This window comes from Nocardioides hwasunensis (assembly GCF_014779665.1).
GTDB classification, from domain to species: Bacteria; Actinomycetota; Actinomycetes; order Propionibacteriales; family Nocardioidaceae; genus Nocardioides; species Nocardioides hwasunensis.
In genome coordinates, this window is the sequence record NZ_JACXYY010000006.1 from 26516 (window position 1) to 47106 (window position 20591).

Annotated in this window: 19 protein-coding genes; 8 read left to right on the forward strand and 11 right to left on the reverse strand. The window is 72.2% G+C overall.

Features of this window, described 5'->3' with window-relative positions:
- The first annotated feature begins 9 nt into the window (after positions 1-9).
- Positions 10-3243, forward strand: coding sequence for an ATP-dependent helicase (locus IEZ25_RS14600; protein WP_191200199.1), 3234 nt, complete (start codon positions 10-12; stop codon positions 3241-3243).
- Positions 3240-6485 carry an ATP-dependent DNA helicase gene (locus IEZ25_RS14605; RefSeq protein WP_318152249.1) on the forward strand — a complete coding sequence of 1082 codons (3246 nt, stop codon included), beginning with the start codon at positions 3240-3242 and terminating at the stop codon, positions 6483-6485. Before IEZ25_RS14600 ends, IEZ25_RS14605 begins: the two co-directional genes overlap by 4 nt.
- Positions 6486-6874: 389 nt before the next feature.
- On the opposite strand, the gene deoD is transcribed toward IEZ25_RS14605, so the two are convergent.
- Complete coding sequence (deoD, locus tag IEZ25_RS14610) at positions 6875-7585, reverse strand: purine-nucleoside phosphorylase (RefSeq protein ID WP_191200200.1); 711 nt, start codon at positions 7583-7585, stop codon at positions 6875-6877.
- 53 nt (positions 7586-7638) lie between these two features.
- Here deoD and nudC point away from each other — a divergent pair, with 53 nt between their 5' ends.
- Positions 7639-8562, forward strand: coding sequence for an NAD(+) diphosphatase (gene nudC, locus IEZ25_RS14615; RefSeq protein ID WP_318152250.1), 924 nt, complete (start codon positions 7639-7641; stop codon positions 8560-8562).
- A gap of 6 nt (positions 8563-8568) precedes the next feature.
- Here the strand turns inward: nudC and IEZ25_RS14620 are convergent, their stop codons facing one another.
- Together IEZ25_RS14620 and IEZ25_RS14625 are read right to left on the reverse strand one after the other, a co-directional pair.
- Positions 8569-9030 (reverse strand): hypothetical protein, encoded by a 462-nt coding sequence (locus tag IEZ25_RS14620; RefSeq protein WP_191200201.1) that lies wholly within the window; start codon positions 9028-9030, stop codon positions 8569-8571.
- Between the two features lie 43 nt (positions 9031-9073).
- Positions 9074-9316: a mycoredoxin gene (locus tag IEZ25_RS14625; protein WP_191200202.1), complete on the reverse strand. Its 243-nt coding sequence runs from the start codon at positions 9314-9316 to the stop codon at positions 9074-9076.
- 44 nt (positions 9317-9360) lie between these two features.
- Here IEZ25_RS14625 and IEZ25_RS14630 point away from each other — a divergent pair, with 44 nt between their 5' ends.
- The 5 genes from IEZ25_RS14630 to IEZ25_RS14650 all read left to right on the forward strand — a co-directional run bounded on the left by IEZ25_RS14630 (position 9361) and on the right by IEZ25_RS14650 (position 12842).
- The gene (locus IEZ25_RS14630) at positions 9361-11442 is read left to right on the forward strand and encodes an ATP-dependent DNA helicase UvrD2 (RefSeq protein ID WP_191200203.1); all 2082 of its coding nucleotides are present in this window, start codon (positions 9361-9363) and stop codon (positions 11440-11442) included.
- Between the two features lie 157 nt (positions 11443-11599).
- On the forward strand, positions 11600-11785 hold the full coding sequence (locus IEZ25_RS14635) for a hypothetical protein (protein WP_191200204.1): 186 nt from the start codon (positions 11600-11602) through the stop codon (positions 11783-11785).
- A 119-nt stretch (positions 11786-11904) separates the two neighbouring features.
- Entirely contained in the window at positions 11905-12288 is a 384-nt protein-coding gene (locus tag IEZ25_RS14640; RefSeq protein ID WP_425572744.1) for a WhiB family transcriptional regulator, read from the forward strand.
- A gap of 52 nt (positions 12289-12340) precedes the next feature.
- On the forward strand, positions 12341-12535 hold the full coding sequence (locus IEZ25_RS14645; protein WP_191200205.1) for a hypothetical protein: 195 nt from the start codon (positions 12341-12343) through the stop codon (positions 12533-12535).
- 139 nt (positions 12536-12674) lie between these two features.
- Entirely contained in the window at positions 12675-12842 is a 168-nt protein-coding gene (locus tag IEZ25_RS14650; protein WP_191200206.1) for a hypothetical protein, read from the forward strand.
- A gap of 10 nt (positions 12843-12852) precedes the next feature.
- Here IEZ25_RS14650 and IEZ25_RS14655 read toward each other — a convergent pair whose 3' ends face one another.
- From IEZ25_RS14655 to IEZ25_RS14690, 8 genes are read right to left on the reverse strand one after another with little or no spacing between them, the layout of a single operon-like run.
- Complete coding sequence (locus tag IEZ25_RS14655) at positions 12853-13338, reverse strand: hypothetical protein (protein ID WP_191200207.1); 486 nt, start codon at positions 13336-13338, stop codon at positions 12853-12855.
- A 60-nt stretch (positions 13339-13398) separates the two neighbouring features.
- Positions 13399-13860 (reverse strand): thioesterase family protein, encoded by a 462-nt coding sequence (locus tag IEZ25_RS14660; RefSeq protein ID WP_191200208.1) that lies wholly within the window; start codon positions 13858-13860, stop codon positions 13399-13401.
- Positions 13861-13867: 7 nt separating this feature from the next.
- Positions 13868-14818: a 3-hydroxyacyl-CoA dehydrogenase NAD-binding domain-containing protein gene (locus IEZ25_RS14665; RefSeq protein ID WP_191200209.1), complete on the reverse strand. Its 951-nt coding sequence runs from the start codon at positions 14816-14818 to the stop codon at positions 13868-13870.
- 1 nt (position 14819) lies between these two features.
- Positions 14820-15707, reverse strand: a complete 888-nt coding sequence (locus tag IEZ25_RS14670; RefSeq protein WP_191200210.1) for a BKACE family enzyme — start codon at positions 15705-15707, stop codon at positions 14820-14822.
- Positions 15708-15732: 25 nt separating this feature from the next.
- On the reverse strand, positions 15733-16866 hold the full coding sequence (locus IEZ25_RS14675) for a serine hydrolase domain-containing protein (protein WP_191200211.1): 1134 nt from the start codon (positions 16864-16866) through the stop codon (positions 15733-15735).
- A 6-nt stretch (positions 16867-16872) separates the two neighbouring features.
- Positions 16873-18684, reverse strand: a complete 1812-nt coding sequence (locus IEZ25_RS14680; RefSeq protein WP_191200212.1) for an ABC transporter ATP-binding protein — start codon at positions 18682-18684, stop codon at positions 16873-16875.
- Entirely contained in the window at positions 18684-19559 is an 876-nt protein-coding gene (locus IEZ25_RS14685) for an ABC transporter permease (protein WP_191200213.1), read from the reverse strand. Before IEZ25_RS14685 ends, IEZ25_RS14680 begins: the two co-directional genes overlap by 1 nt.
- Positions 19556-20590, reverse strand: a complete 1035-nt coding sequence (locus IEZ25_RS14690; RefSeq protein ID WP_191200214.1) for an ABC transporter permease — start codon at positions 20588-20590, stop codon at positions 19556-19558. Before IEZ25_RS14690 ends, IEZ25_RS14685 begins: the two co-directional genes overlap by 4 nt.
- Position 20591 lies beyond the last annotated feature (1 nt).

Consider the following 20591-nt stretch of genomic DNA (forward strand, 5'->3'; position numbering starts at 1 on the left):
GGTGTGCCCATGAGCTCCCCGACCACGCGCTACCGGCTCGTCAGCCCGGACCGCGAGGTCGTGGTGCCCGAGCTCGACGAGCACCAGCAGCGCGTCGTCGACCACGAGGGCGGCCCGCTGCTCGTGCTCGCCGGCCCCGGCACCGGCAAGACGACCACGCTGGTCGAGGCGATCGTCGACCGCATCGAGCACCGTGGTGCCTCGCCCGACTCGGTGCTCGCACTCACCTTCTCCCGCAAGGCCGCCGAGCAGCTGCGTGACCGCGTCACCGCGCGCGTCGCCCGCACGACGTCGGCCGCCGCGTGCTCGACGTTCCACTCCTTCGCCTACGCGCTGGTCCGGAAGTACGCACCCGCCGAGCTCTACGAAGGTGCCATCCGGTTGCTGTCCGCGCCGGAGGCCGACGTCGTGCTGCGCGAGCTGCTGCGCGACAACCCCGAGTCGGTCGTGTGGCCTGCCGCGCTGCGTCGCGCGGTCGGCACCCGCGGGTTCGTCCGTGAGGTGCAGGCGGTGCTCGCGCGGGCCAGGGAGAAGGGTCTCGACCCGGCCGGGCTGCGCAGCCTCGGCATCGAGCACGACCTGCCCGAGCTCGTCGCGGCCGGGCTCTTCCTCGAGCAATACCTGACGGTCCTCGACAACCTCGGCGCCACCGACTACTCCGACCTCATCCGCCGCGCGGTCATCGAGGCCGAGACGCACCGCGACGAGCTGCGGGCCCGCTACTCCCACGTCTTCGTCGACGAGTACCAGGACACCGACCCCGGCCAGGTGGCGCTGCTCAGGGCGATCGCCGGCGACGGCCGCGACCTGACGGTGGTCGGCGACCCGCACCAGTCGATCTACGGCTTCCGCGGTGCCGACGTGCGTGGCATCCTCGACTTCCCGGCCAGCTTCCCCACCGGCGCCGGGGCGCCGGCGCCGGTCGTGGTGCTGCGGCGCACCCGACGGTTCGGTCCCCGGATCCTGCTCGGGGCCGGTCGGGTGGCCAGCCGGCTGTCGTTGACCGGCAGCATCGACGCCGAGGCGCGCGCGGCCTTCCTGTCGCCCGAGGCCGTGCCCGGCCCGCAGGGCGAGGGCCGGATCGAGGTCGTCACCTACGACACCGAGCGCGCCGAGGCCGAGCGCCTCGCCGACCTGCTGCGTCGCGCACACCTCGAGGACGGCATCGAGTGGGACCGGATGGCGGTGCTGGTCAGGTCGGGGCGCACCAGCATCCCACCGCTGCGCCGGGCACTCGCCGCCGCGGGGGTGCCCGTCGAGGTCGCCTCCGACGACCTCGCGCTGGTGCACGACCCCGCCGTGGTGCCGCTGCTCGACGCGCTGCGCGCGGTGGTCAACCTCGACAACGACGATCCCGACTCGCCAGGCCACCTCGATCCCGGGCGCATCGAGTCGCTCCTGCTCTCGCCGCTCGGCGGCCTCGACGCCTCCGACCTGCGTGCGCTGGTGCGGCGCCTGCGCGGCCGCGAGAAGGAGCAGTCCGACCCCGACGCCCGTCGCACCTCCCGTGAGCTGCTCCGGCTCGCCGTGGTCGAGGAGGGCTTCCTCGACGACCTCGAAGGACCGGACGTCGAGCGCGCCGTCTCCCTGGCCACCCTGCTGCACGACGGCGCCCGGATGCTCGCCGACAAGGACGGCGTCGAGGACGTCCTCTGGCACCTGTGGTCGAGCACCGGCTGGCCGCAGCGCCTGCGCCGCCAGGTCGATGTCGGCGGAGCCGGTGCCCGGCGGGCCCACCGCGACCTCGACGCGATCGTCGCGCTCTTCGAGCTCGCCGCCCGCGCGGTCGACCAGCGCGACCACGTCGGCGTCGCTGCGTTCTTCGCCAGCCTCGTCGAGCAGCAGCTGCCGGCCGACACCCTCGCCGAGCGCGGGGTGCGAGGGCAGTCGGTCCGACTGCTCACCGCCCACCGGTCCAAGGGGCTCGAGTGGGACCTCGTCGTCGTGGCCCACGTCCAGCAGGAGGGGTGGCCCGACCTGCGCCGCCGCACCACGCTGCTCGGTGCCGACCGGATCGGCGTCGACACCTCCGGCCTTCCCGACCTGGTGCCGCCGGTGACCTCGCGCGCGCTGCTGATGGAGGAGCGCCGCCTCTTCTACGTCGCCTGCACCCGCGCCCGGCGCCGCCTCGTGGTGACCGCGGTCGAGTCCCCCGACGACGACGGCGACCAGCCCTCTCGGTTCCTCGAGGAGCTCGGCGTGACGATCGAGCACCAGGACGGTCGCCCTCCTCGGCCGCTGTCGCTGGGCGGCCTGGTCGCCGAGCTGCGACGCCACGCGGCCGACCCGTCGTCCACGCCGGCGTTGCGCGAGGCTGCCGCCCGACGTCTCGCGGCGCTGGCAGCGGAGGAGGTCGACGGTCGCCAGCTCGTGCCCAGCGCTGACCCCGCCACGTGGTGGGGCACCCGCAGCGCCACCCGGTCCGTCGAGCCGATCCGCGACCCCGAGCGTCCGGTGCCGATCTCGGCCAGCATGCTCGACTCGATCCTCGTCTGTCCGGCGCAGTGGTTCTTCGAGCGCGAGGCGGGCGGCGTCTCCGCGGTCCACCAGTCCGCCAACCTCGGCCAGGTCCTGCACGCGCTCGCGGAGCGCGTGGCGACCGGTGAGCTGCCGGCCGAGGTCGACCCGCTGATGGCCGAGGTCGAGGCGATCTGGGACCGGCTCGCCTTCCGCACGCCGTGGTCGCGCCAGCGCGAGCTCGCCCGGATCCGCAAGGCCGTGGGCCGCTTCGTCCGCTGGCACCTCGACAACCCGCGCGAGGTCCTCGGGGCCGAGCAGCGGTTCCAGAGCGTCGTCGACGTCGACGGCCGGCCGGTGATGCTCACCGGCTTCGCCGACCGGCTCGAGATCGACGACGCCGGCCGCGTCGTGGTCGTCGACTTCAAGAGCGCCCGCACCGCGCCGTCGGGCCCCTCGGTCGCCGGCAACCTCCAGCTCGCCCTCTACCAGTACGCCGTCGACGCCGGCGCCCTCGACGAGGTGGCCGGCCGTGCCGTCGGCTCGGGCGGCGCCGAGCTCGTGCAGCTCGGCATCGACGACGACTCGGCCGGCGCCAAGATCCAGGCCCAGCCGGCCCACTCCGCCGACGGTCCGGAGCGCACCGTGCTGCGTGCCGGCCTGGCCCGCGCCGCCGAGCTGGTGCGTGCCGAGAACTTCCCGGCCACGGCCGGTCCGCACTGCCGCGACTGCCCGTTCGTCGCCATCTGCCCGGCGAAGGGCGCAGGGAGCGTGACCGTCCAGTGACCGAGGAGACCCTCGCCGACCGACCCGAGCCGTCCTTCCAGCCGGTCCGGCTCGAGACCCCTGCGGACCTCCAGGCGCTGATGGGTGCCCGGCACGCCGCGAGCGACGAGCAGTGGGCCGCCATCACCGCACCGCTGCGACCGACGGTCGTCGTGGCGGGCGCCGGCAGCGGCAAGACCACCCTCATGGCGCAGCGCGTCGTGTGGCTGGTCGCCACCGGACGGGTGCGCCCGGAGGAGGTGCTCGGTCTGACCTTCACCACCAAGGCGGCAGCCGAGCTGCGCCACCGCGTCACCTCGGCTCTCGGGGCCGCCGGCCTGCTCGACCGCTCGGTGGTCGCCGAGGGGGAGGACGTCCTCGAGCCCACCGTCGCGACCTACCACGCCTATGCCGCCAACCTGCTCACCGACCACGGCCTCCGGATCGGCCACGAGCCCGACACCCGGGTGGTCTCCGACGCCTCGCGCTACCAGCTCGGCTCTCGCGTCATCGAGCGCTTCACCGGCCACATCGAGCTGCTGACCGATCACCCCGCCACCGCCATCCAGAACCTCCTCGCCCTCGACGGCGCGATGAGCGAGCACCTCGTCGGCGCCGACGACGTACGCCGGGTGGACGAGGAGGCGCGCCGCGGGTTCGTCCGCGCGCTCGAGGAGGAACAGGCCGGCAAGGCGCGCAAGACCTACCTCGACCCGCCGGCCAAGGCGATCAACGCCATCGACCGACGAGCCGAGCTGCTGCAGCTGGTCCAGGGCTACCGTCGGCTCAAGGCCGACCTGGGCCTGATGGACTTCGGCGACCAGATCGCTCTCGCCGCCCGGCTCGTCGACGACCAGCCCGAGGTGGGGGAGCTCGAGCGGGCACGCTTCAAGGTCGTGCTCCTGGACGAGTACCAGGACACGTCCGTCGCGCAGGCCACGATGCTGGCGCGGCTGTTCTCCGGCCCGGACGACGACCACGGCCTCGGACACCCGGTGATGGCGGTCGGCGACCCCAACCAGGCGATCTACGGCTGGCGTGGCGCGTCGGTGTCCAACATCCTCAACTTCGCCGACACCTTCCCGGCCGCCGACGGCGAGCCCGGCCGGCTCCCGCTCACGGTCAACCGCCGCTCCGACCGGCGCATCCTCGACGTCGCCAACCGCCTCGCCGAGCCGTTGCTCGCCGCCTACGGCGACAAGGTGGCCCGCCTCCGGGCAGCCGAGGTCGCCGGCGACGGGCAGGTCGAGACGCACGTCTTCGAGCGCGCGACCGACGAGCTCGGCTGGCTCGCCGAGGAGGTCCGAGGCGTCCACGAGGCCGGCACCAGCTGGTCCGACATCGGCGTCCTGAGCCGCGACAACGCCCAGGGCGAGGAGGTCTACGACACCCTCACCTCCGCGGGCATCCCGGTCGAGATCGTCGGGCTGTCCGGTCTGATCCGGCTGCCCGAGGTCGCCGAGGTCGTCGCCACGCTGACGCTCCTGCACGACGTCACCGCCAACTCCTCGATGCTGACCCTCCTCACGGGACCGCGCTGGGCGATCGGGCCACGCGACCTCCGACTGCTCGCGCAGCGCGCCGCGGAGATCGCCGGGGTCCGCGGCCGCAAGGAGGTCGCGACGGTCGCTGACCAGCTCCTGCAGATCGCCGACGGCGTCGACGCCTCCGAGCTCCCTGCGTTGAGCGACGCGGTCGAGTCGCCGGGCGAGGCGGCGTACTCGCCGGAGGCGCTCGACCGGTTCGGGCTGCTGGCCGCCGAGCTGCGTCGCCTCCGCGCACACGTCGGCGACCCGCTCCTCGACGTGGTCCGCCGCATCATCGACACCACCGGCGTCGACGTCGAGCTCGCCTCGGCGACCTCACCGGCCGCGCCCGCGCGCCGCGACAACCTCGACCTGTTCGTCAAGGCCGTCGCGGAGTTCCAGTCCGTCGACGGTGACGTGACCCTGCCCGCGCTGCTCGCCTACCTCACGGCCGAGGACGACCAGGGCAACGGGCTCGACGTGGCCACCCCCACGGCCGCCGACTCGGTGAAGCTGCTGACCGTCCACCGCGCGAAGGGTCTGGAGTGGTCGTCGGTCTTCTGCGTCGGCGTGGGGGAGACCCGCTTCCCGAGCAACCGCTCACGCACGCTGTGGACGTCCTCACCCGCCGTGCTGCCGGCGCCGCTGCGCGGCGATCGCGCCGACCAGCCGCAGCTCCTCGGTCACGACAAGGCCGCGCTGGACGCCTATCGCGCGGAGACCAAGGCCCACGACGCCGAGGAGGAGCTGCGCCTCGGCTACGTCGCCTTCACCCGCGCCGCCCACCACCTCGCCGTGACGTCGTACGTCTGGGGGCAGCGGTCCACGCCGTTCGGTCCCTCGACCTACCAGGCCGTCGTGCGCGACCAGCTCGAGGAGTGGGGCGAGCCGGTCGAGCACTGGATCGAGAAGCCGGCGCCGAAGTCACCCAACCCCAACGACGAGGTCGACCCCTCGCGACCGTGGCCCGTGCCCGGACCGGGGGAGGAGGCCGCTCGCCGGCTGGCGGCCGCCGAGCTGGTCCGCACCGTCGACCGCACGGCACCCGACGAGGGGCTCGACATGGTCGAGGCCGCCCGGGTCGCGGAGTGGGACGAGGACCTGGCCCAGCTGATCTCCGAGGCCCGCGCCGAGCGCGCCACCACGATCGACCTCCCGCTGCCGAGCAGCCTCTCAGCGACGTCGGTGGCCCGGCTGCGCGACGACCCGGACGCGTTCGCCCACGACCTCGCCCGGCCGATGCCGCGCCCGCCCGCCCCGGCAGCGCGCTTCGGGACGGCGTTCCACGCGTGGGTCGAGGAGCGGTTCGGCCAGCAGGCGCTGATCGAGCCCGACGAGCTCCCGGGCCGCGCCGACGCCGGCATCGACGACGACGCGGACCTGGGCGAGGTGGTCAAGCGCTTCGAGGACGGCCCCTTCGGCGACCGAGCGCCGCACGCCGTCGAGGCGCCCTTCGCGCTCGTCCTCGCCGGACAGGTGGTCCGTGGTCGCATCGACGCCGTCTACGCCGAGCCCGCCGGCTCCGCGGCGGACTTCCTCGTCGTCGACTGGAAGACGGGGCGCCAGGAGCTCGCCGACCCCCTCCAGCTCGCCCTCTACCGCCTTGCCTGGTCCGAGCTCACCGGCACGCCCCTCGACCGGGTCCGGGCGGCGTTCCACTACGTCCGCTCGGGCCGCACCGTCGAGCCGGCCGACCTCCCCGACCGCGACCAGCTCGAGCAGCTCCTCGACCTCTGACGCCCGGCGGTGCGCCCACATGTTGATTGCGACGTGCGCGTGGGCGGTGGTTCACCCACATGCGGGAGCGCAGGCGTGTGGGTCGGCCACCACCCGCGGCGCGTCGTACGCCTACACGCGCAGCAGCGGTGCCCAGGCCACATCTGAGGCGCACGGAAGGTGGGTGAACCACCGCCCACGTCACTCACCGCTCGGCGGACCAGCGGTGAGTGGGACATCTTTCGAGCGCCGATTTCCTGCGTCACTCACCGCTCGGCGGAACAGCGGTGAGTGAGACATCTTCCGGGCGGACAAAACCTGCGTCACTCACCGCTCGGCGGACCAGCGGTGAGTGAGACATCTTCCGGGCGGACAAAACCTGCGCCACTCACCGCCCGACGACGAGGGTGTCAGGCGAGAGCGGCGGTGAGCGCGATCTCGATCATCTCGCCGAAGGTCTGCTCGCGCTCCTGCGAGGTCGTCTCCTCACCGGTCACGACGTGGTCGGAGACCGTGCAGATCGTCAGCGCGCGCCGCCCGTGCTTGGCGGCGAGGGTGTAGAGCCCGCTGGCCTCCATCTCGACGGCGAGGACGCCGTACTTCACCATCTCGCCCAGCAGCTCGGGGCGGGAGGCGTAGAACGAGTCGCTGGAGAAGATCAGGCCGACGTGGAAGGGCGAGCCGCCCTCGCGCGCCTCGGCTGCCTCGACGGCGCCACGGAGCAGCCCGAAGTCGGCGACCGGGGCGTAGTCGAGGCCGTGGAAGGTGATCCGGTTCATCGAGGAGTCGGTGCAGGCGCCGGAGGCGATGATGATGTCGCGCACGCCCACGTCCTCGGTGACCGCGCCGCACGAGCCGACGCGCACGATCGACTGCACGTCGTAGTCGGTGAAGAGCTCGTGGACGTAGATCGCCATCGAGGGCTGCCCCATGCCCGAGCCCTGCACGGAGACGGGTTGCCCGCGCCACGTGCCGGTGAAGCCGTACATCCCGCGCACCTCGCTGTAGCAGCGCGCGTCGTCGAGGAAGTTGTCCGCGATCCACTTCGCACGCAGCGGGTCGCCGGGCAGGAGGACGGTGGGGGCGATGTCGCCGGACTCGGCGCCGATGTGCGTGCTCACCGCGCCAGCCTAGGGCCCGCCCGCAGCGGTGACGCCACCACTAGCCTGACCTGGTGACCTCCGAACGTCCCCTCCCGCACGTCGCCCTGTCCGACCACGCGCACAACCGCCTGGGCCTGCGTCGCACCGACGCCGACTGGCTCGACGAGCGGATGGCGGACGAGGCGACCCGGGTCCTGGTGGTCGCCGGCAACCGGCTCCGGCCACGGAACGGCGCGGTCGAGTGGGTCACTCCTGCTGCGGCCCCGGACGGCACCGTGGTCCTGCTCGGTGACGCCGACGGTGTCGTGCACCTCGCGGTGATCGTGGCGCCCGAGGAAGCGCCGGGCGAGCCGGACGAGTGGGTGCCGCTCCGCTCGGTGCTGACCGTCGTGGCCGACCACGCGGCCGACCAGGCGCCGCTCCTCATGCACGCCGTCGGGCTGGCCGAGTGGCACCACGCGACGAAGTTCTGTCCCCGCTGCGGCGGCACGCTGGTGAGCCGCTCTGCCGGGCACGAGCTGCGCTGCACCCAGTGCGACCGGGCACAGTTCCCGCGCACCGACCCGGCGGTGATCATGGCGATCACGCACGGCGAGGGCGACGACGAGGCGATCCTGCTCGGTCGCAACGCAGCATGGCCGGAGGGTCGCTGGTCGACGCTCGCCGGGTTCTGCGAGCCGGGGGAGACCCTGGAGGACTCCGTACGACGTGAGGTCGACGAGGAGGTCGGCGTGCGGGTGGGAGAGGTGTCCTACTTCGGCAGCCAGCCCTGGCCGCTGCCCGCGAGCCTGATGCTCGGCTTCACCGGCAAGGCCATCAGCACCGAGATCGACGTCGACGGTGCCGAGATCGCCGAGGCCCGCTGGTGGACGCGGACCGAGTTCGAGGCGGCCGGCCGGTCGGGCGAGCTCGTCGTCCCGCGCGGCATCTCGATCTCGTCGTCGCTCATCGAGACGTGGTTCGGTCGCCCGCTCGACGGTCCCGGCTGGGACTGAGCCTGCTCAGTCGCAGTTGTCGCAGATGCCGGTCGCGGGAACGGCGATGAAGCAGCGGGGGCACAGGGTGACCGGCCGGTCGGTGGCAGCCACGCGCGTCGGACGCGGTGTGCCGGTGTTGCGGGCCGGCGATCGCGAGCCCGACGACGTACGCGGCGTGCGGGCGCGGGTGCCCGGCACCCGCTCGCTGGGCGGGGAGTCGTCACGGACCTGGAAGCCGAGCCGGACCAGTGCCTTGCTGGCGCCGGCGCCACCTCCGGGGATGTCGGCGGGCGTCAGCGTGCGACCGGTCGCCAGCCCGTGGGCGATGCCCATGATCGCTGCGGCGTCGTACTCGCGGCCCCCGTGCAGGAGCACGTGCGTCGAGACGCCGCCGCGGACCAGCATGTAGTTGGCGCCGCCCGCCTTGTCCCACGTCTCGATCGCGGTGAGGACGTGGGGACGGTCGATCGAGTTCAGCAGTGACACGACGTCAGGCTAACCCCGGTGGCCGGCGGGTCCACGGGCAGCCTCATGAGAGGGCAGCCAGCTTCTCCTTGACCTGTGCCACGGACGGATTGGTGAGCGTGCTGCCGTCGGCGAAGAGCAGGGTCGGGACGGTCTGGTTGCCGCCGTTGGCCTGCTCGACGGTGAAGACGTGCTCGGGCTCGGCCTCGATGTCGACCATCGTGAACTCGATGCCCTCGCGGTCGAGCTGGCTCTTGAGGCGATGGCAGTAGCCGCACCAGGGGGTGCTGAACATCGTGAAGGTCATGGGAACCAGTGTCCCCTCTGCCGTCTAGGCTGAAGAAGTGGGTGGTGGACACCCTCTTCAACCACGATCTCGCAGGAGTTGTTCCGTTGCTCGAAGCGCTCGACCCCGAGCAGCGCCAGGTCGCCGAGGCGCTCCGCGGGCCGGTCCGGGTGCTGGCCGGCGCGGGCACCGGCAAGACCCGCGCGGTCACCCACCGGATCGCCCACGGCGTCGCCGAGGGCGTCTACGCGCCGACCGAGGTGCTGGCGCTGTCCTTCACCACCCGCGCGGCCGGCGAGATGCGCGAGCGACTGCGGGCGCTGGGGGCCCCCGGCGTCCAGGCGCGCACGTTCCACTCCGCCGCGCTGCGCCAGCTGCGGTTCTTCTGGCCGCGGGTCCACCAGCGCGACCTGCCCGAGCTCACCGACTCCAAGCTCGGCATGATCGCCCTCGCCGCGCGCCGCCAGCGGCTGAGCGTCGACCAGGCGACCCTGCGTGACCTCGCCAGCGAGATCGAGTGGGCCAAGGTCTCCAACGTCAGCCCCGACACCTACGCCGACCTCGCGCGGCGGCGCGGCCGGGCCGTCTCCGGGCTCGAGCCCGAGGTGGTCGCCCGCGCCTTCGACGCCTACGAGGAGGTCAAGCGCGGCCAGGGCCGCATGGACATGGAGGACGTCCTGCTCTTCGGCGCGGGGCTGCTGGCCGACAACGAGGCCGTCGCCGCACAGGTGCGCAGGCAGTACAAGTGGTTCGTCGTCGACGAGTTCCAAGACGTCTCGCCGCTCCAGCACGCCCTGCTCGACCTGTGGCTCGGCGGTCGCGACGAGCTCTGCGTGGTGGGCGACCCGGCCCAGACGATCTACTCCTTCGCCGGCGCCGATGCCCGCTACCTCCGTGAGTTCACCCAGAAGTTCCCAGCCGCGACCAGCGTCGAGCTGGTCCGCAACTACCGCTCCACGCCCGAGGTCGTGGCCGCCGCCAACACGCTCCTGGCCGGCACCTCGAGCAAGGGCGTCGACCTCGTCGCCCAGCGCCCCGCCGGTGCCCGCATCACCTACCGCGAGGCCGCCGACGAGGTGGCTGAGGCCGATGCGGTCGCCGAGCGGATCGGCGCCCTCCGGGCGCAGGGCACGCCCGCGAGCCGGATGGCGGTGCTGCTGCGGATCAATGCCCAGTCCGAGCGGTTCGAGGAGGCGCTGGCCGCCCGCGGCCTGCCCTACGTCGTCCGCGGCGCCGCACGCTTCTTCGACCGTGCCGAGGTGCGCCAGGCGATCACCCTCGTCCGCGGCGCGGCTCGTGGGGGTGAGGCGCCCGGGCCGGTCGCCGAGTCGGTCCTGGCGGTCCTGTCGCAGATGGGACACACCACCGAGCCTCCCGAGGGCAGGGGAGAGGTGCGCAACCGCTGGGAGTCCCTCCAGGCGCTCGTCGACCTGGCCGCCGACTTCGGTCGCGAACGACCCCAGGCGAGCGTGGGCGACTTCGTCGACGACCTCGACCGGCGGGCCAGCGAGCAGCACGCCCCCGTCGCCGACGCCGTCACCCTGGCCACCATCCACTCCGCCAAGGGCCTCGAGTGGGACGCGGTGTTCGTCGCCGGCATGCACGAGAAGATGATGCCGATCTCGCAGGCCAAGACGCCGACCGAGGTCGAGGAGGAGCGGCGCCTGCTCTACGTCGCGATGACCCGCGCGCGCGACGAGCTCAGCGTGTCGTGGGCGACCGCGCGCGAGCCCGGCGGCCGGCCCAACCGCGGCAGCTCACCCTTCCTGGCCACCCTCCTCGACGGCACGCCCGGCGTCTCGGCGAGCCACAGGGAGCGGAGCAAGCGCAACCGGGCCGCGATGCACTGCCGCGAGTGCGGCAAGCCCCTGTCGAACTCCCGCGAGAAGAAGACCGGGCGGTGCGCCGACTGCCCGGCGTCCTACGACGAGGCGCTCTTCGAGAAGCTGCGCGAGTGGCGGCTGGCGCGGGCGTCCGACGACAGCGTGCCGGCGTTCGTGGTCTTCACCGACGCGACGCTCCAGCTCATCGCCGAGCACGTCCCCACCGACGAGAGGGGCCTGCGCGCGATCAGCGGCGTCGGCCCGGGCAAGATCGCCAAGTACGGCGACGAGGTGCTCGCCCTGGTCGCCGCCGAGGCGTCCTGACCAGCCTCGAGAGCAAGGTCGAAAGAAATTTCCGGTAATACCCATAAAATCGTTTGCCCCTGACACGAGTCGCGGTCTAACGTTCCTCTCACAACCGCACGCGCACTCAGATCGCTGACAACGATCCGCGCCCGACGCCCCGAAGGAGGTGGCCAGCATGGAGAACTACACGAAGACGATGACGGCTTGGACGCCGTCCTTCGGCATGTCCACCCTCGGTCGCCCCTGCGCTCACGTGCGCGCACTCGGTGCCGTTCGGCTGGCTGTCCAGGGCGACGCCGCCGCCATCGTGCGCATCAAGGGCGATTTCCCGGGTTCACCTGCCTGGAGTCCGTCGAGCTAGGTCACTCACCAGCATCGGCAGCCTCCAGGCCGCGGAACCCGAACCCCGGGATCCGCGGCCTTTCTGTTTGTCCAGCGTCATCAAACCCGCGATCAGGTCATCGAGTAGGAGGTGAACACATGACCATCAGCGTTCTCGACCGCAACCGAGCTGCCGACGTGAAGTCCCCGATGGAGGCCCAGGCCCCCCTCGGAGCCCTGCACGACGCAGCCGCCGGAGTGGATGAGGAGTTGCTGCCCTGCCGCGTCTTCGACGCAGAGCTGTGGTTTGCCGAGTCCCCCGCGGACGTGGAGCACGCCAAGGCGCTCTGCATCGACTGCCCCGTGCAGGCGCTGTGCCTCGACGGAGCCCTCGAGCGGCGTGAGCCGTGGGGCGTCTGGGGAGGCGAGCTCTTCCTCCAGGGCGTGGTGATCCCGCGCAAGCGGCCGCGAGGCCGGCCCCGCAAGTCCGAGCAGGTCGCCGCACAGGCCGAGCAGGACCGGAAGGGCGGGGCCGCCGCGTAGGCGTCACCGCGAACTCAACTCCACCTCGAGGAAACACAGGAAAACAACACCCATGAAGACCTACCGAAACGGAAGCACCGACATGAATCTCATGCATGAGGAACTCGCACGCGCGCAAATGTCCGCGCGCCTGGGAGAGGCGCATCACCTGCGACGGGGCCACCAGCTGGCGCTCGCCCGTCGGATGAGCCGCAAGGCCGAGCAGGCCGCGGCACAGGCGCGTCTCGCTCTCGCCCGCGCGCTCTGACCTTCTGGGGCAGGTCCCCAGAAGCCCTCACCCTGATCGCGGGTGAGCACCACACCACGAGCCGGTACGTCGTCACCGTGACGACGTGCCGGCTCGTCGGCCATTTCGGGCTGGCACCCCGAGGGCTAGCCTCGAGGTCGTGAGCGAGCTCGTCACGTGCGACTTCTGCGGCGCCCAGGCCCCGGAGCCCGAGACCCTGACCTGGACCACCGCCGTCGAGCGCGGTCGCAAGCAGGTCTTCTGCGACGCCTGCTCGCGCACCCACCTGCGCGCGATGGAGAGCAAGCTCGACAGCGAGTGGTGGTGAGCCCGCCGGCTCAGCCCGTCTCGAACCACGCGCACCCGCAGTAGGGGTGGCGCTGCCATCGCCGCAGGCGGGGCTGGGGCTCGTGGTCGAAGCGCCACGACGTCAGCCACGTGTGCGGCGACTCGCCCCGCACCCACGTGGCCACGTCGCGCGCGACCGCACCGGCCGCCTGCACCAGCAGCGGCAGCGGCGCTCGATCCGAGACGGCAGGTTGGCCCTCGTCGAGCACGGAGGCCGCCACGCACCGGGCGCACGGCCCGACCCCCGGCGCCACCCACGGGCCGACGTCGACGGCCCAGGGCCAGACGGCGACCAGCAGGTGGGGGAGCGAGGACACGCTCCAGTCGTCCACCGTCGGCGAGACGAGGCGACCGGAGCAGACCCCGATGCCCACGGGTGCCCCGGCGTCGATGACCACACCGGCGGCGGTCAGGGCGGCGGAGACCGGTGCGCGCCACACGTCAGGACAGTCGAGCTGGGCTCTCACGGGCTGCATGCCGCCGACGCTGCCACCGCGACGGCGTACGTGGGCCGTTGTCCACAGCCCGAAGCTGGATCACCCGCTGGCGACGCCGATCGGCCGGATCCGCCCGCTCGCCTCCTCCGGTGGCGCGACGAGGAGGGACCGGGCGCGCTCGGCGACGGCGTCGGGGAACGGCGCCGAGCTCCCGCCCACGACGTGCACGCCGAGGACCTCCTCGGTGGCGCGGAGCCGGTCCTCGACCCACAGCTCGTGCCAGATCCACAGGAGCTTGCCGCTCGCGCCGATGACCGTGGACCGCACCTCGAGGTCGGCGCCTGCGGAGACCTCGTCGAGGTAGCGCACGTGCGCCTCGACGGTGTAGAGCGAGGCGTCGCGCTCCGCGCGGTAGTCGGGCCCGATCCCGACCGCGTCCATGACGTTGTCGGTCCCGTGGCCGAAGACGAGGACGTAGTAGGGCTCGGAGAGGTGGCCGTTGTAGTCGATCCAGGCGTCCTGGACCGGCTCGCGCCAGACCAGCGGGTCGCGCTCGCTCATCGGCGACTCACGCCCTGCCGAGGGCGCGGAGCACGGCGACGACGCCGCGGTCGCGCTCGGCGACGAGGTCGTCGATGCTCCTGCCGTCGGCCTCCCGCTCGCAGCCGTCGACGACGGCGTCACGGAGCTCGGGGGTGAGGTCGGCGGCGACCAGTCGGGTCCAGGGGGAGAGCAGCGAGGGGCCGAAGTGGTCGAGCATGTGCGCCATGCCGCCCTGCCCGCCCGCGAGGTGGAAGGTGAGCATCGGCCCGAAGACCGGCCAGCGCAGACCGGGGCCGTCGGTGATGGACAGGTCGATCTGCTCGACGGTGGCCTCCCCGGCCGCGACCATGTGCAGGGCCTCGCGCCACAGGGCCTCCTGGAGCCGGTTGGCGATGAACCCGGGCACCTCGTGGTCCATCGTGATCACCGACTTGCCGGCCAGCTTGAAGAACTCCGAGGTCCACGCCACGACCTCGTCCGAGGTGCTCGTGCCGCCGACCACCTCGACGAGCGGGATGAGGTAGGGCGGGTTGAACGGGTGGCCGACCACGGTGCGGTCGGGGTGGGCGCACTTGCCCTGCATGTCGCTCATCCCGTAGCCCGAGGTGGACGAGGAGATCACCACCCCCTCGGGGGTCGCGGCGTCGATGTCGGCGAGCAGCGTCCGCTTGAGCTCGAGGTCCTCGGGAGCGCTCTCCTGGACGAAGTCGGCCTGCGCGCACGCCACGGCGAGGTCGGGCTCGAAGGTGAGGTTGTCCAGGCTCGCCCCCTCGGCCAGGCCGAGCTCGGTCAGCGCGGGCCACGCCGCGCGGACGAGGTGGCGCAGCCGCTCCTCGCCGTCGGGCGCGGGATCCCACGCGACGACGTCGTAGCCACGGGCCAGGAAGTAGGCCACCCAGCCGCCGCCGATGACGCCGGCGCCGACGCAGACCACGGTGCGTACGTCGGCAGGTGCGGGCCGAGACGAGGTGGCCATGTCAGGACCGCGCCTTCAGCTGGAGGATCTCGCGTCCCTCGTCCGGCGTGGCGACCTTCGCGCCCATGTTCTCCACGATGGCCCGCGCCCGTTCGACCAGCTGCGCGTTGGTCGCCTTGACGCCCTTGGACAGGTAGAGGTTGTCCTCGAGACCGACACGGACGTGGCCACCGAGCAGGACCGACTGGGCCACCCACGGCATCTGCATCGGACCGAGCGCGAACGACGCCCACACCGCGCCCTCCGGGATCCGCGCGACCATCGCGGCGAGCGTGGCCGGGTCGGCCGGGGCGCCGTAGGGGATGCCCATGCAGAGCTGGTACATCGCGGGGGCGTCGATCAGACCCTCCTCGACCAGGGTGTTGGCGAACCACAGGTGGCCGGTGTCGAAGATCTCCATCTCGACGCGCACGCCGAGCTCCTGGATCCGCTTCGCACCCTCGCGGAGCATGTCGGGGGTGCTGACGTAGACCAGGCTGCCCTCGCCGAAGTTGAGGCTGCCGCAGTCGAGGGTGCAGATGTCGGGGAGCAGCTCCTCGACGTGGGGGAGCCGGTCCACCCCGCGCACCAGGTCCGTGCCCTCGACGAACGTGGTCGGGTCCGTCGGGTCGAGCACCAGGTCGCCGCCCATCCCGGCCGTGGTGTTGATGATGACGTCGACGTCGGAGGCGCGGATGCGTTCGACGACCTCGCGGTAGAGGGCCACGTCCCGCGAGCCGACGCCGGTCTCGGGGTCGCGGACGTGGATGTGGATGATCGTGGCGCCGGCGCGAGCCGCGGCGATCCCGGACTCCGCGATCTGCTCCGGGGTCACCGGCACGTGCTCGGAGCGCCCGACGGTGTCGCCGGCTCCGGTCAGGGCACAGGTGATCATCACGTTGCGGTTCACGAGAATTGCTCCTTCTGGTGGGGTTTCACTGGGGTGTCAGCTGGTCGAGGAGGGTGTGGATGCCGAGGTAGCTGAGGTCGCGGGCCTGGCGGTCGGCGAGGGCGTCGTCGTAGGGCCACAGCGAGGTCTTCACCACCACCGCACCGGTGGAGCGGTCGGCGGCGGCGAACTGGCCGCGGCTGCCGTCGGCGGTGACCCGGGCGCCGTCATCGTCGAGCGGCCACCAGTGCAGACCGAAGCCGGCGTGGGTGGTGATCGAGCTGGGCAGGCGACCGGTCGCGGTGAAGGCGTACGCCGCTCGCGCGGCGGCGTCGACCCAGCCGACGTCCAGCACGCGGGTGCCGTCGTGGGTGGTGCCGTCGACGGCGAGCAGCGCGATCCTCGCCCAGTCGCGCGAGGTCGCGGCCAGTCCACCGCCGGCGAGCGCTGCGCCGTGACCGTCCACGGCGACGACCGCGTCGTGGGTGCAGCCGAGGTCGTGCCACAGCAGCGCCGCGTCGTCGGCGTACGAGCGTCCGGTGGCGCGCTCACGCACCCAGTCGAGCACCTGCGAGTCGGCGGTGTTGTAGACCCATCGACGCCCGGGCGCGACGTCGGGACCGATGGTCCGCAGCAGCGCACGTGAGTCCCCGCCGTCGCCGAAGGCCGCGAGGAGGCGCGACGCCGGGCCCGCGGGATCGCGGTGGTCCTCGACCCAGTCGACGCCGCTGGTCATGGTCAGCACGTCCTGGACCGTGGGACCGTCGTAGCCGGAGCCGCCCAGCTCCGGCACGTGGCTGGTCACCGGGTCGTCGAGGTGCAGCACGCCGTCGGTGACCGCCCGTCCGACCAGGTGCGCCAGCACCGACTTCGTCATCGAGGCGCCGAGGAACAGCGTGTCGCGGCCCAGCCCGTCGGCGTAGGACTCGTGCACGATCCGGTCCTGCTCGAGCACGAGCAGCGAGGTGGTCGACGTGGCCGCCTGCCACTCCTCGAGCGAGTGCATCCGCCCGGCGCCCGCCACCTCGACGGACAGCGGGCGCGGGGCTGCGGGCAGCTCACGACCACTGGGGGCCGGCACCACGACGTGGCGCCACCCCGGCTCGTGCTGGGGGTCGGTGAACCGCAGGCTCGAGAGCCGGGAGCCCTCGGCCGACCCCGCGGGTGAGGCGGTCGGCATGGGTGTCTAGTCGATCCTCGGGCTGTTGCCGAGCAGCGTCTTGGTGTAGTCCTGCTGGGGCGTGTCCATGACCCGCACGACTGAGCCCTCCTCGACCACCTTGCCCGCCTGGAGGATCTCCACGCGCGCGGCGATCGAGCGGACCAGGGCGAGGTTGTGGGTCACGAAGAGCATGCTGATGCCGCGCTCGAGGCGCAGGCCCTCGAGCAGCTCGACGATCGAGCCCTGCACCGAGACGTCGAGCGCCGAGGTGATCTCGTCGCAGATCATCACGTCGGGCTCGGCGGCCAGCGCCCGGGCGATGGCGACGCGCTGCCGCTCGCCGCCGGAGAGCCGGCTGGCCTGGTAGTGCAGCATCTGCGAGCCGAGGGCGACCTGGCCCATCAGCTCCACCACCCGCTCGGTGGCCTCCTTGCCCTTCGCCAGGCCGAACAGCTCCATCGGACGCTTGATGATCTGCTCGATGGTCAGGCGCGGGTTCAGCGAGAGGTAGGGGTTCTGGAAGATGTACTGCATCCGGCGGCGGTCGTCGGAGGTGCGCTTGCGAGCGCTCGTCGCGAGCGGTCGGCCCTCGAAGGTCAGCGTGCCGGTCCAGTCCTTGTGCAGCCCGCCGACCGAGCGCGAGATCGTGGTCTTGCCGCTGCCGGACTCGCCGACCAGCGCCACCACCTCGCCCTTGGCCAGGTCGAAGGTGACGTCGTGGACGACCTGCTTGCGGCCGTAGAAGACGTTGAGGCCGTCGACCGAGAGGATCACGTCGCGCGGCTTGTCGGGATCGGCGTCGGGCACGGTCCCGATGTTGATGTCCCACGTGCCGATCTCGCCGACCCGGTGGCAGCGGACCTCGTGCTCCGGCGCGATCTCGCGCAGCGCCGGCACCTCGTCACGGCACCGGTCGACGGCGAAGGAGCAGCGGTCGTTGAACCGGCACCCGCCCGGACGTCGCCCGGGCGAGGGCGTACGACCCGGGATGCCCTTGAGGGCGCGGGCCTGGCTCAGGTGGGGGATCGAGTCGAGCAGCGCCCGGGTGTAGGGGTGCGAGGGGTTGGCGAAGATGGTGTCGCGCGGGCCCAGCTCGGCGATCTGGCCGGCGTACATCACCGCGACGCGGTCGGCGATGTTGGCCACGACGGCGAGGTCGTGGGTGACGTAGAGAGCGCTGACGCCGTAGGTGCGGCACAGGGCCGCCATGGTGTCGAGCACCATCTTCTGGGTGGTGACGTCGAGCCCGGTGGTCGGCTCGTCGAGGACCAGCACCTTGGGCTTCGGCAGGAACGCCATGGCCAGCGCGACGCGCTGCACCTGACCTCCGGAGAGCTGGTGGGCGTAGCGCCTGAGGAACTCGTCGTCGCTGGGCAGGCCCACCTCCTCCAGGCCGGCGCGAGCCGCGGCGAGGCGCGACTCGGACGTGCCGATGCCGCGCAGCTGCTGGAGCTCGACGAGCTGCTTGCCGATCCGGATGCTCGGGTTGAGCGCGGAGGCCGGGTCCTGCGGGACGTAGGCGATCTCCTCGCCGCGCAGCTTGCGGACCTCCTTCCACGGCAGCTGGAGCACGTCGCGGTCCTCGAGCAGCACCTTGCCGGACGAGATGTGGGCCCCGGCTCGGGAGTAGTTGAGGAGCGAGGTGCCGACCGTGGTCTTGCCGGAGCCGGACTCGCCGACCAGACCGACGACCTCACCCGGCTTGAGCACCAGGTCGATGTCGTCGACGACGTCGACGTCCTTGCCGGTGAGGCTGACTCCGAGGTCCTCGATGACCAGGCCGCCGGTCGTGCGCACCTGGTGGTCGGCCTGGTCGCTGTCGGTCGCGCTGGTCATCAGTCGTCCCCTCGCTGGCTGGCCTGGGCCAGGCCGTCTGCCATCAGGTTGGTCGCGATGGTGAAGATCGCGATGACCATGACCGGCGCCAGGACCGCCCACGGCTGGGTCTGGAGGCCGAGCCGGTTCTCGTTCATCATCTGGCCCCAGTTGGCCGCACCCGGGTCGGCGGCGAAGCCGAGGAAGCCGAGGGCGGCGACGATGCCGATCGAGTAGGTGAGCCGCAGGCCCGCCTCGGCCAGCAGCGGGCCGGTCATGTTGGGCAGCACCTCGGCCACGATCACCCGCGAGCGCTTCTCGCCCAGCGCCTCGGCCGCGACGACGAAGTCACGGGAGACGATGCCGAGCGCGACGCCGCGCGCGACCCGTGCCACGCGGGGTGCGTGCCCGGCGGCGACGAGCACGATGATCACCCAGGCCGACGGGTTCTGCAGGGCGGTGAGCACGACCAGGGAGAGCAGGATCTGGGGGAACGCCAGCAGCACGTCGTTGAGCCGCATGATGATCTCGTCCCACCAGCCGCCGGCGTAGGCCGCGACGACGCCGATGAGGATGCCGAGCACCATGCCGAGCACCGTGGCCAGCACCGAGATGGTCAGCACCTCCTGGCCACCGTGCATCACCCGGCTCAGCACGTCCTGGCCGATGTAGTCGGTGCCGAACACGCCGTCCTTGGAGTAGGGCGGGCCGGCGGTCTGCTTCTCGCCGTAGGGGGCGAAGAAGGGCGCGAGGATCGCGAACAGCACCACCAGGACGGTGCCGGCGAGGCCGAACACGAACCGCTTCTGCCGCAGCGCGCGGCGGAAGAACGACGAGGGAGGGGGAGCCGTCGCGGGCCCGGCTGCGGTGGTGTCGGGGGGAGTCGTGGCACTCATGACGAGATCGCCGTCCTCGCTCGGGGCGTCAGCAGGATGGACAGGACGTCGGCGACGAGGTTCACCACGATGTAGACGCCGGCGATGATCATGCTGAGCGCCTGCACCATCGCCACGTCGTGGTTGCGGACCGAGTCGACGAGCTGGCGGCCCACGCCGGGGTACTGGAACAGCGTCTCGACCAGGACCACGCCACCGGCCAGCCAGGCCAGCTGGAGCGAGACCACCTGGATGCCGGGCACGATCGCGTTGAGCAGGGCGTGCTTGCGCATCACCACCGGCTCGGGGATGCCCTTGAGCCGGGCCAGCTCGACGTAGTCGCTGTCGAGCACCTCCAGCAGCGTGGCCCGGACGATGCGGGAGACGTACGGCGTGACCGCGATGACCAGTGTGAGGACCGGCAGCACCATGCTCTTGGGCTCGTCCCACGGGGCGCCGCCCGGCGCCACGAGCGTGACCGCGGGGAAGATCTTGAAGACCGTCGTGGAGAAGACGGACACCAGCAGGATGCCGGTCACGAACTCCGGCACACCGGCCAGGGCCAGCAGGATCGTCTGGATGACGGTGTCGGGGCGCTTGCGTCGGTAGTGCGAGGAGATCATCGCGATGCCGAAGGCGAGCGGCACCATGGCCAGGGCCGAGAGCAGCACGAGCACCAGCGAGTTGACGACGCTGCTGGAGATCTGGCCCCAGACCGGCTGCTGGTTGGCCAGCGAGGTGCCGAAGTCGCCGGTGAGGAGGCCGCCGAGCCAGTCGAAGTAGCGGGTGATGATCGAGTCGCCGATGCCGAGCTGGGCCTCGAGCTGCTCGCGACGGGCGACGTTCGTGCCGTAGTCGCGGCCGAGGATCGCGCGGACCGGGTCGCCGAGCGCGGCGGTGGCCAGGAAGACCACGATCGAGACGAGCCACAGCGTCAGCACGGCCAGGCCGAGGCGGCGCGCGAGCCAGATGCCCCACGCCGCCCCGCCGGAGCGTCCCCGAGGAGGTGCGACCTCCGCGAGCGGATCAGGGAGAGTCGCTTCCTGTGTCATG

What these genes read in the sequence shown, in the direction of transcription:
- IEZ25_RS14600 (WP_191200199.1), top strand. Translation starts at nt 10, where the DNA reads ATGAGCTCCCCGACCACGCGCTACCGGCTCGTCAGCCCGGACCGCGAG.
- IEZ25_RS14625 (WP_191200202.1), bottom strand. Translation starts at nt 9,316, where the DNA reads ATGACCTTCACGATGTTCAGCACCCCCTGGTGCGGCTACTGCCATCGC.
- IEZ25_RS14635 (WP_191200204.1), top strand. Translation starts at nt 11,600, where the DNA reads ATGGAGAACTACACGAAGACGATGACGGCTTGGACGCCGTCCTTCGGC.
- IEZ25_RS14640 (WP_425572744.1), top strand. Translation starts at nt 11,905, where the DNA reads ATGACCATCAGCGTTCTCGACCGCAACCGAGCTGCCGACGTGAAGTCC.
- IEZ25_RS14645 (WP_191200205.1), top strand. Translation starts at nt 12,341, where the DNA reads ATGAAGACCTACCGAAACGGAAGCACCGACATGAATCTCATGCATGAG.
- IEZ25_RS14655 (WP_191200207.1), bottom strand. Translation starts at nt 13,338, where the DNA reads ATGCAGCCCGTGAGAGCCCAGCTCGACTGTCCTGACGTGTGGCGCGCA.
- IEZ25_RS14660 (WP_191200208.1), bottom strand. Translation starts at nt 13,860, where the DNA reads ATGAGCGAGCGCGACCCGCTGGTCTGGCGCGAGCCGGTCCAGGACGCC.
- IEZ25_RS14665 (WP_191200209.1), bottom strand. Translation starts at nt 14,818, where the DNA reads ATGGCCACCTCGTCTCGGCCCGCACCTGCCGACGTACGCACCGTGGTC.
- IEZ25_RS14675 (WP_191200211.1), bottom strand. Translation starts at nt 16,866, where the DNA reads ATGCCGACCGCCTCACCCGCGGGGTCGGCCGAGGGCTCCCGGCTCTCG.
- IEZ25_RS14680 (WP_191200212.1), bottom strand. Translation starts at nt 18,684, where the DNA reads ATGACCAGCGCGACCGACAGCGACCAGGCCGACCACCAGGTGCGCACG.
- IEZ25_RS14685 (WP_191200213.1), bottom strand. Translation starts at nt 19,559, where the DNA reads ATGAGTGCCACGACTCCCCCCGACACCACCGCAGCCGGGCCCGCGACG.
- IEZ25_RS14690 (WP_191200214.1), bottom strand. Translation starts at nt 20,590, where the DNA reads ATGACACAGGAAGCGACTCTCCCTGATCCGCTCGCGGAGGTCGCACCT.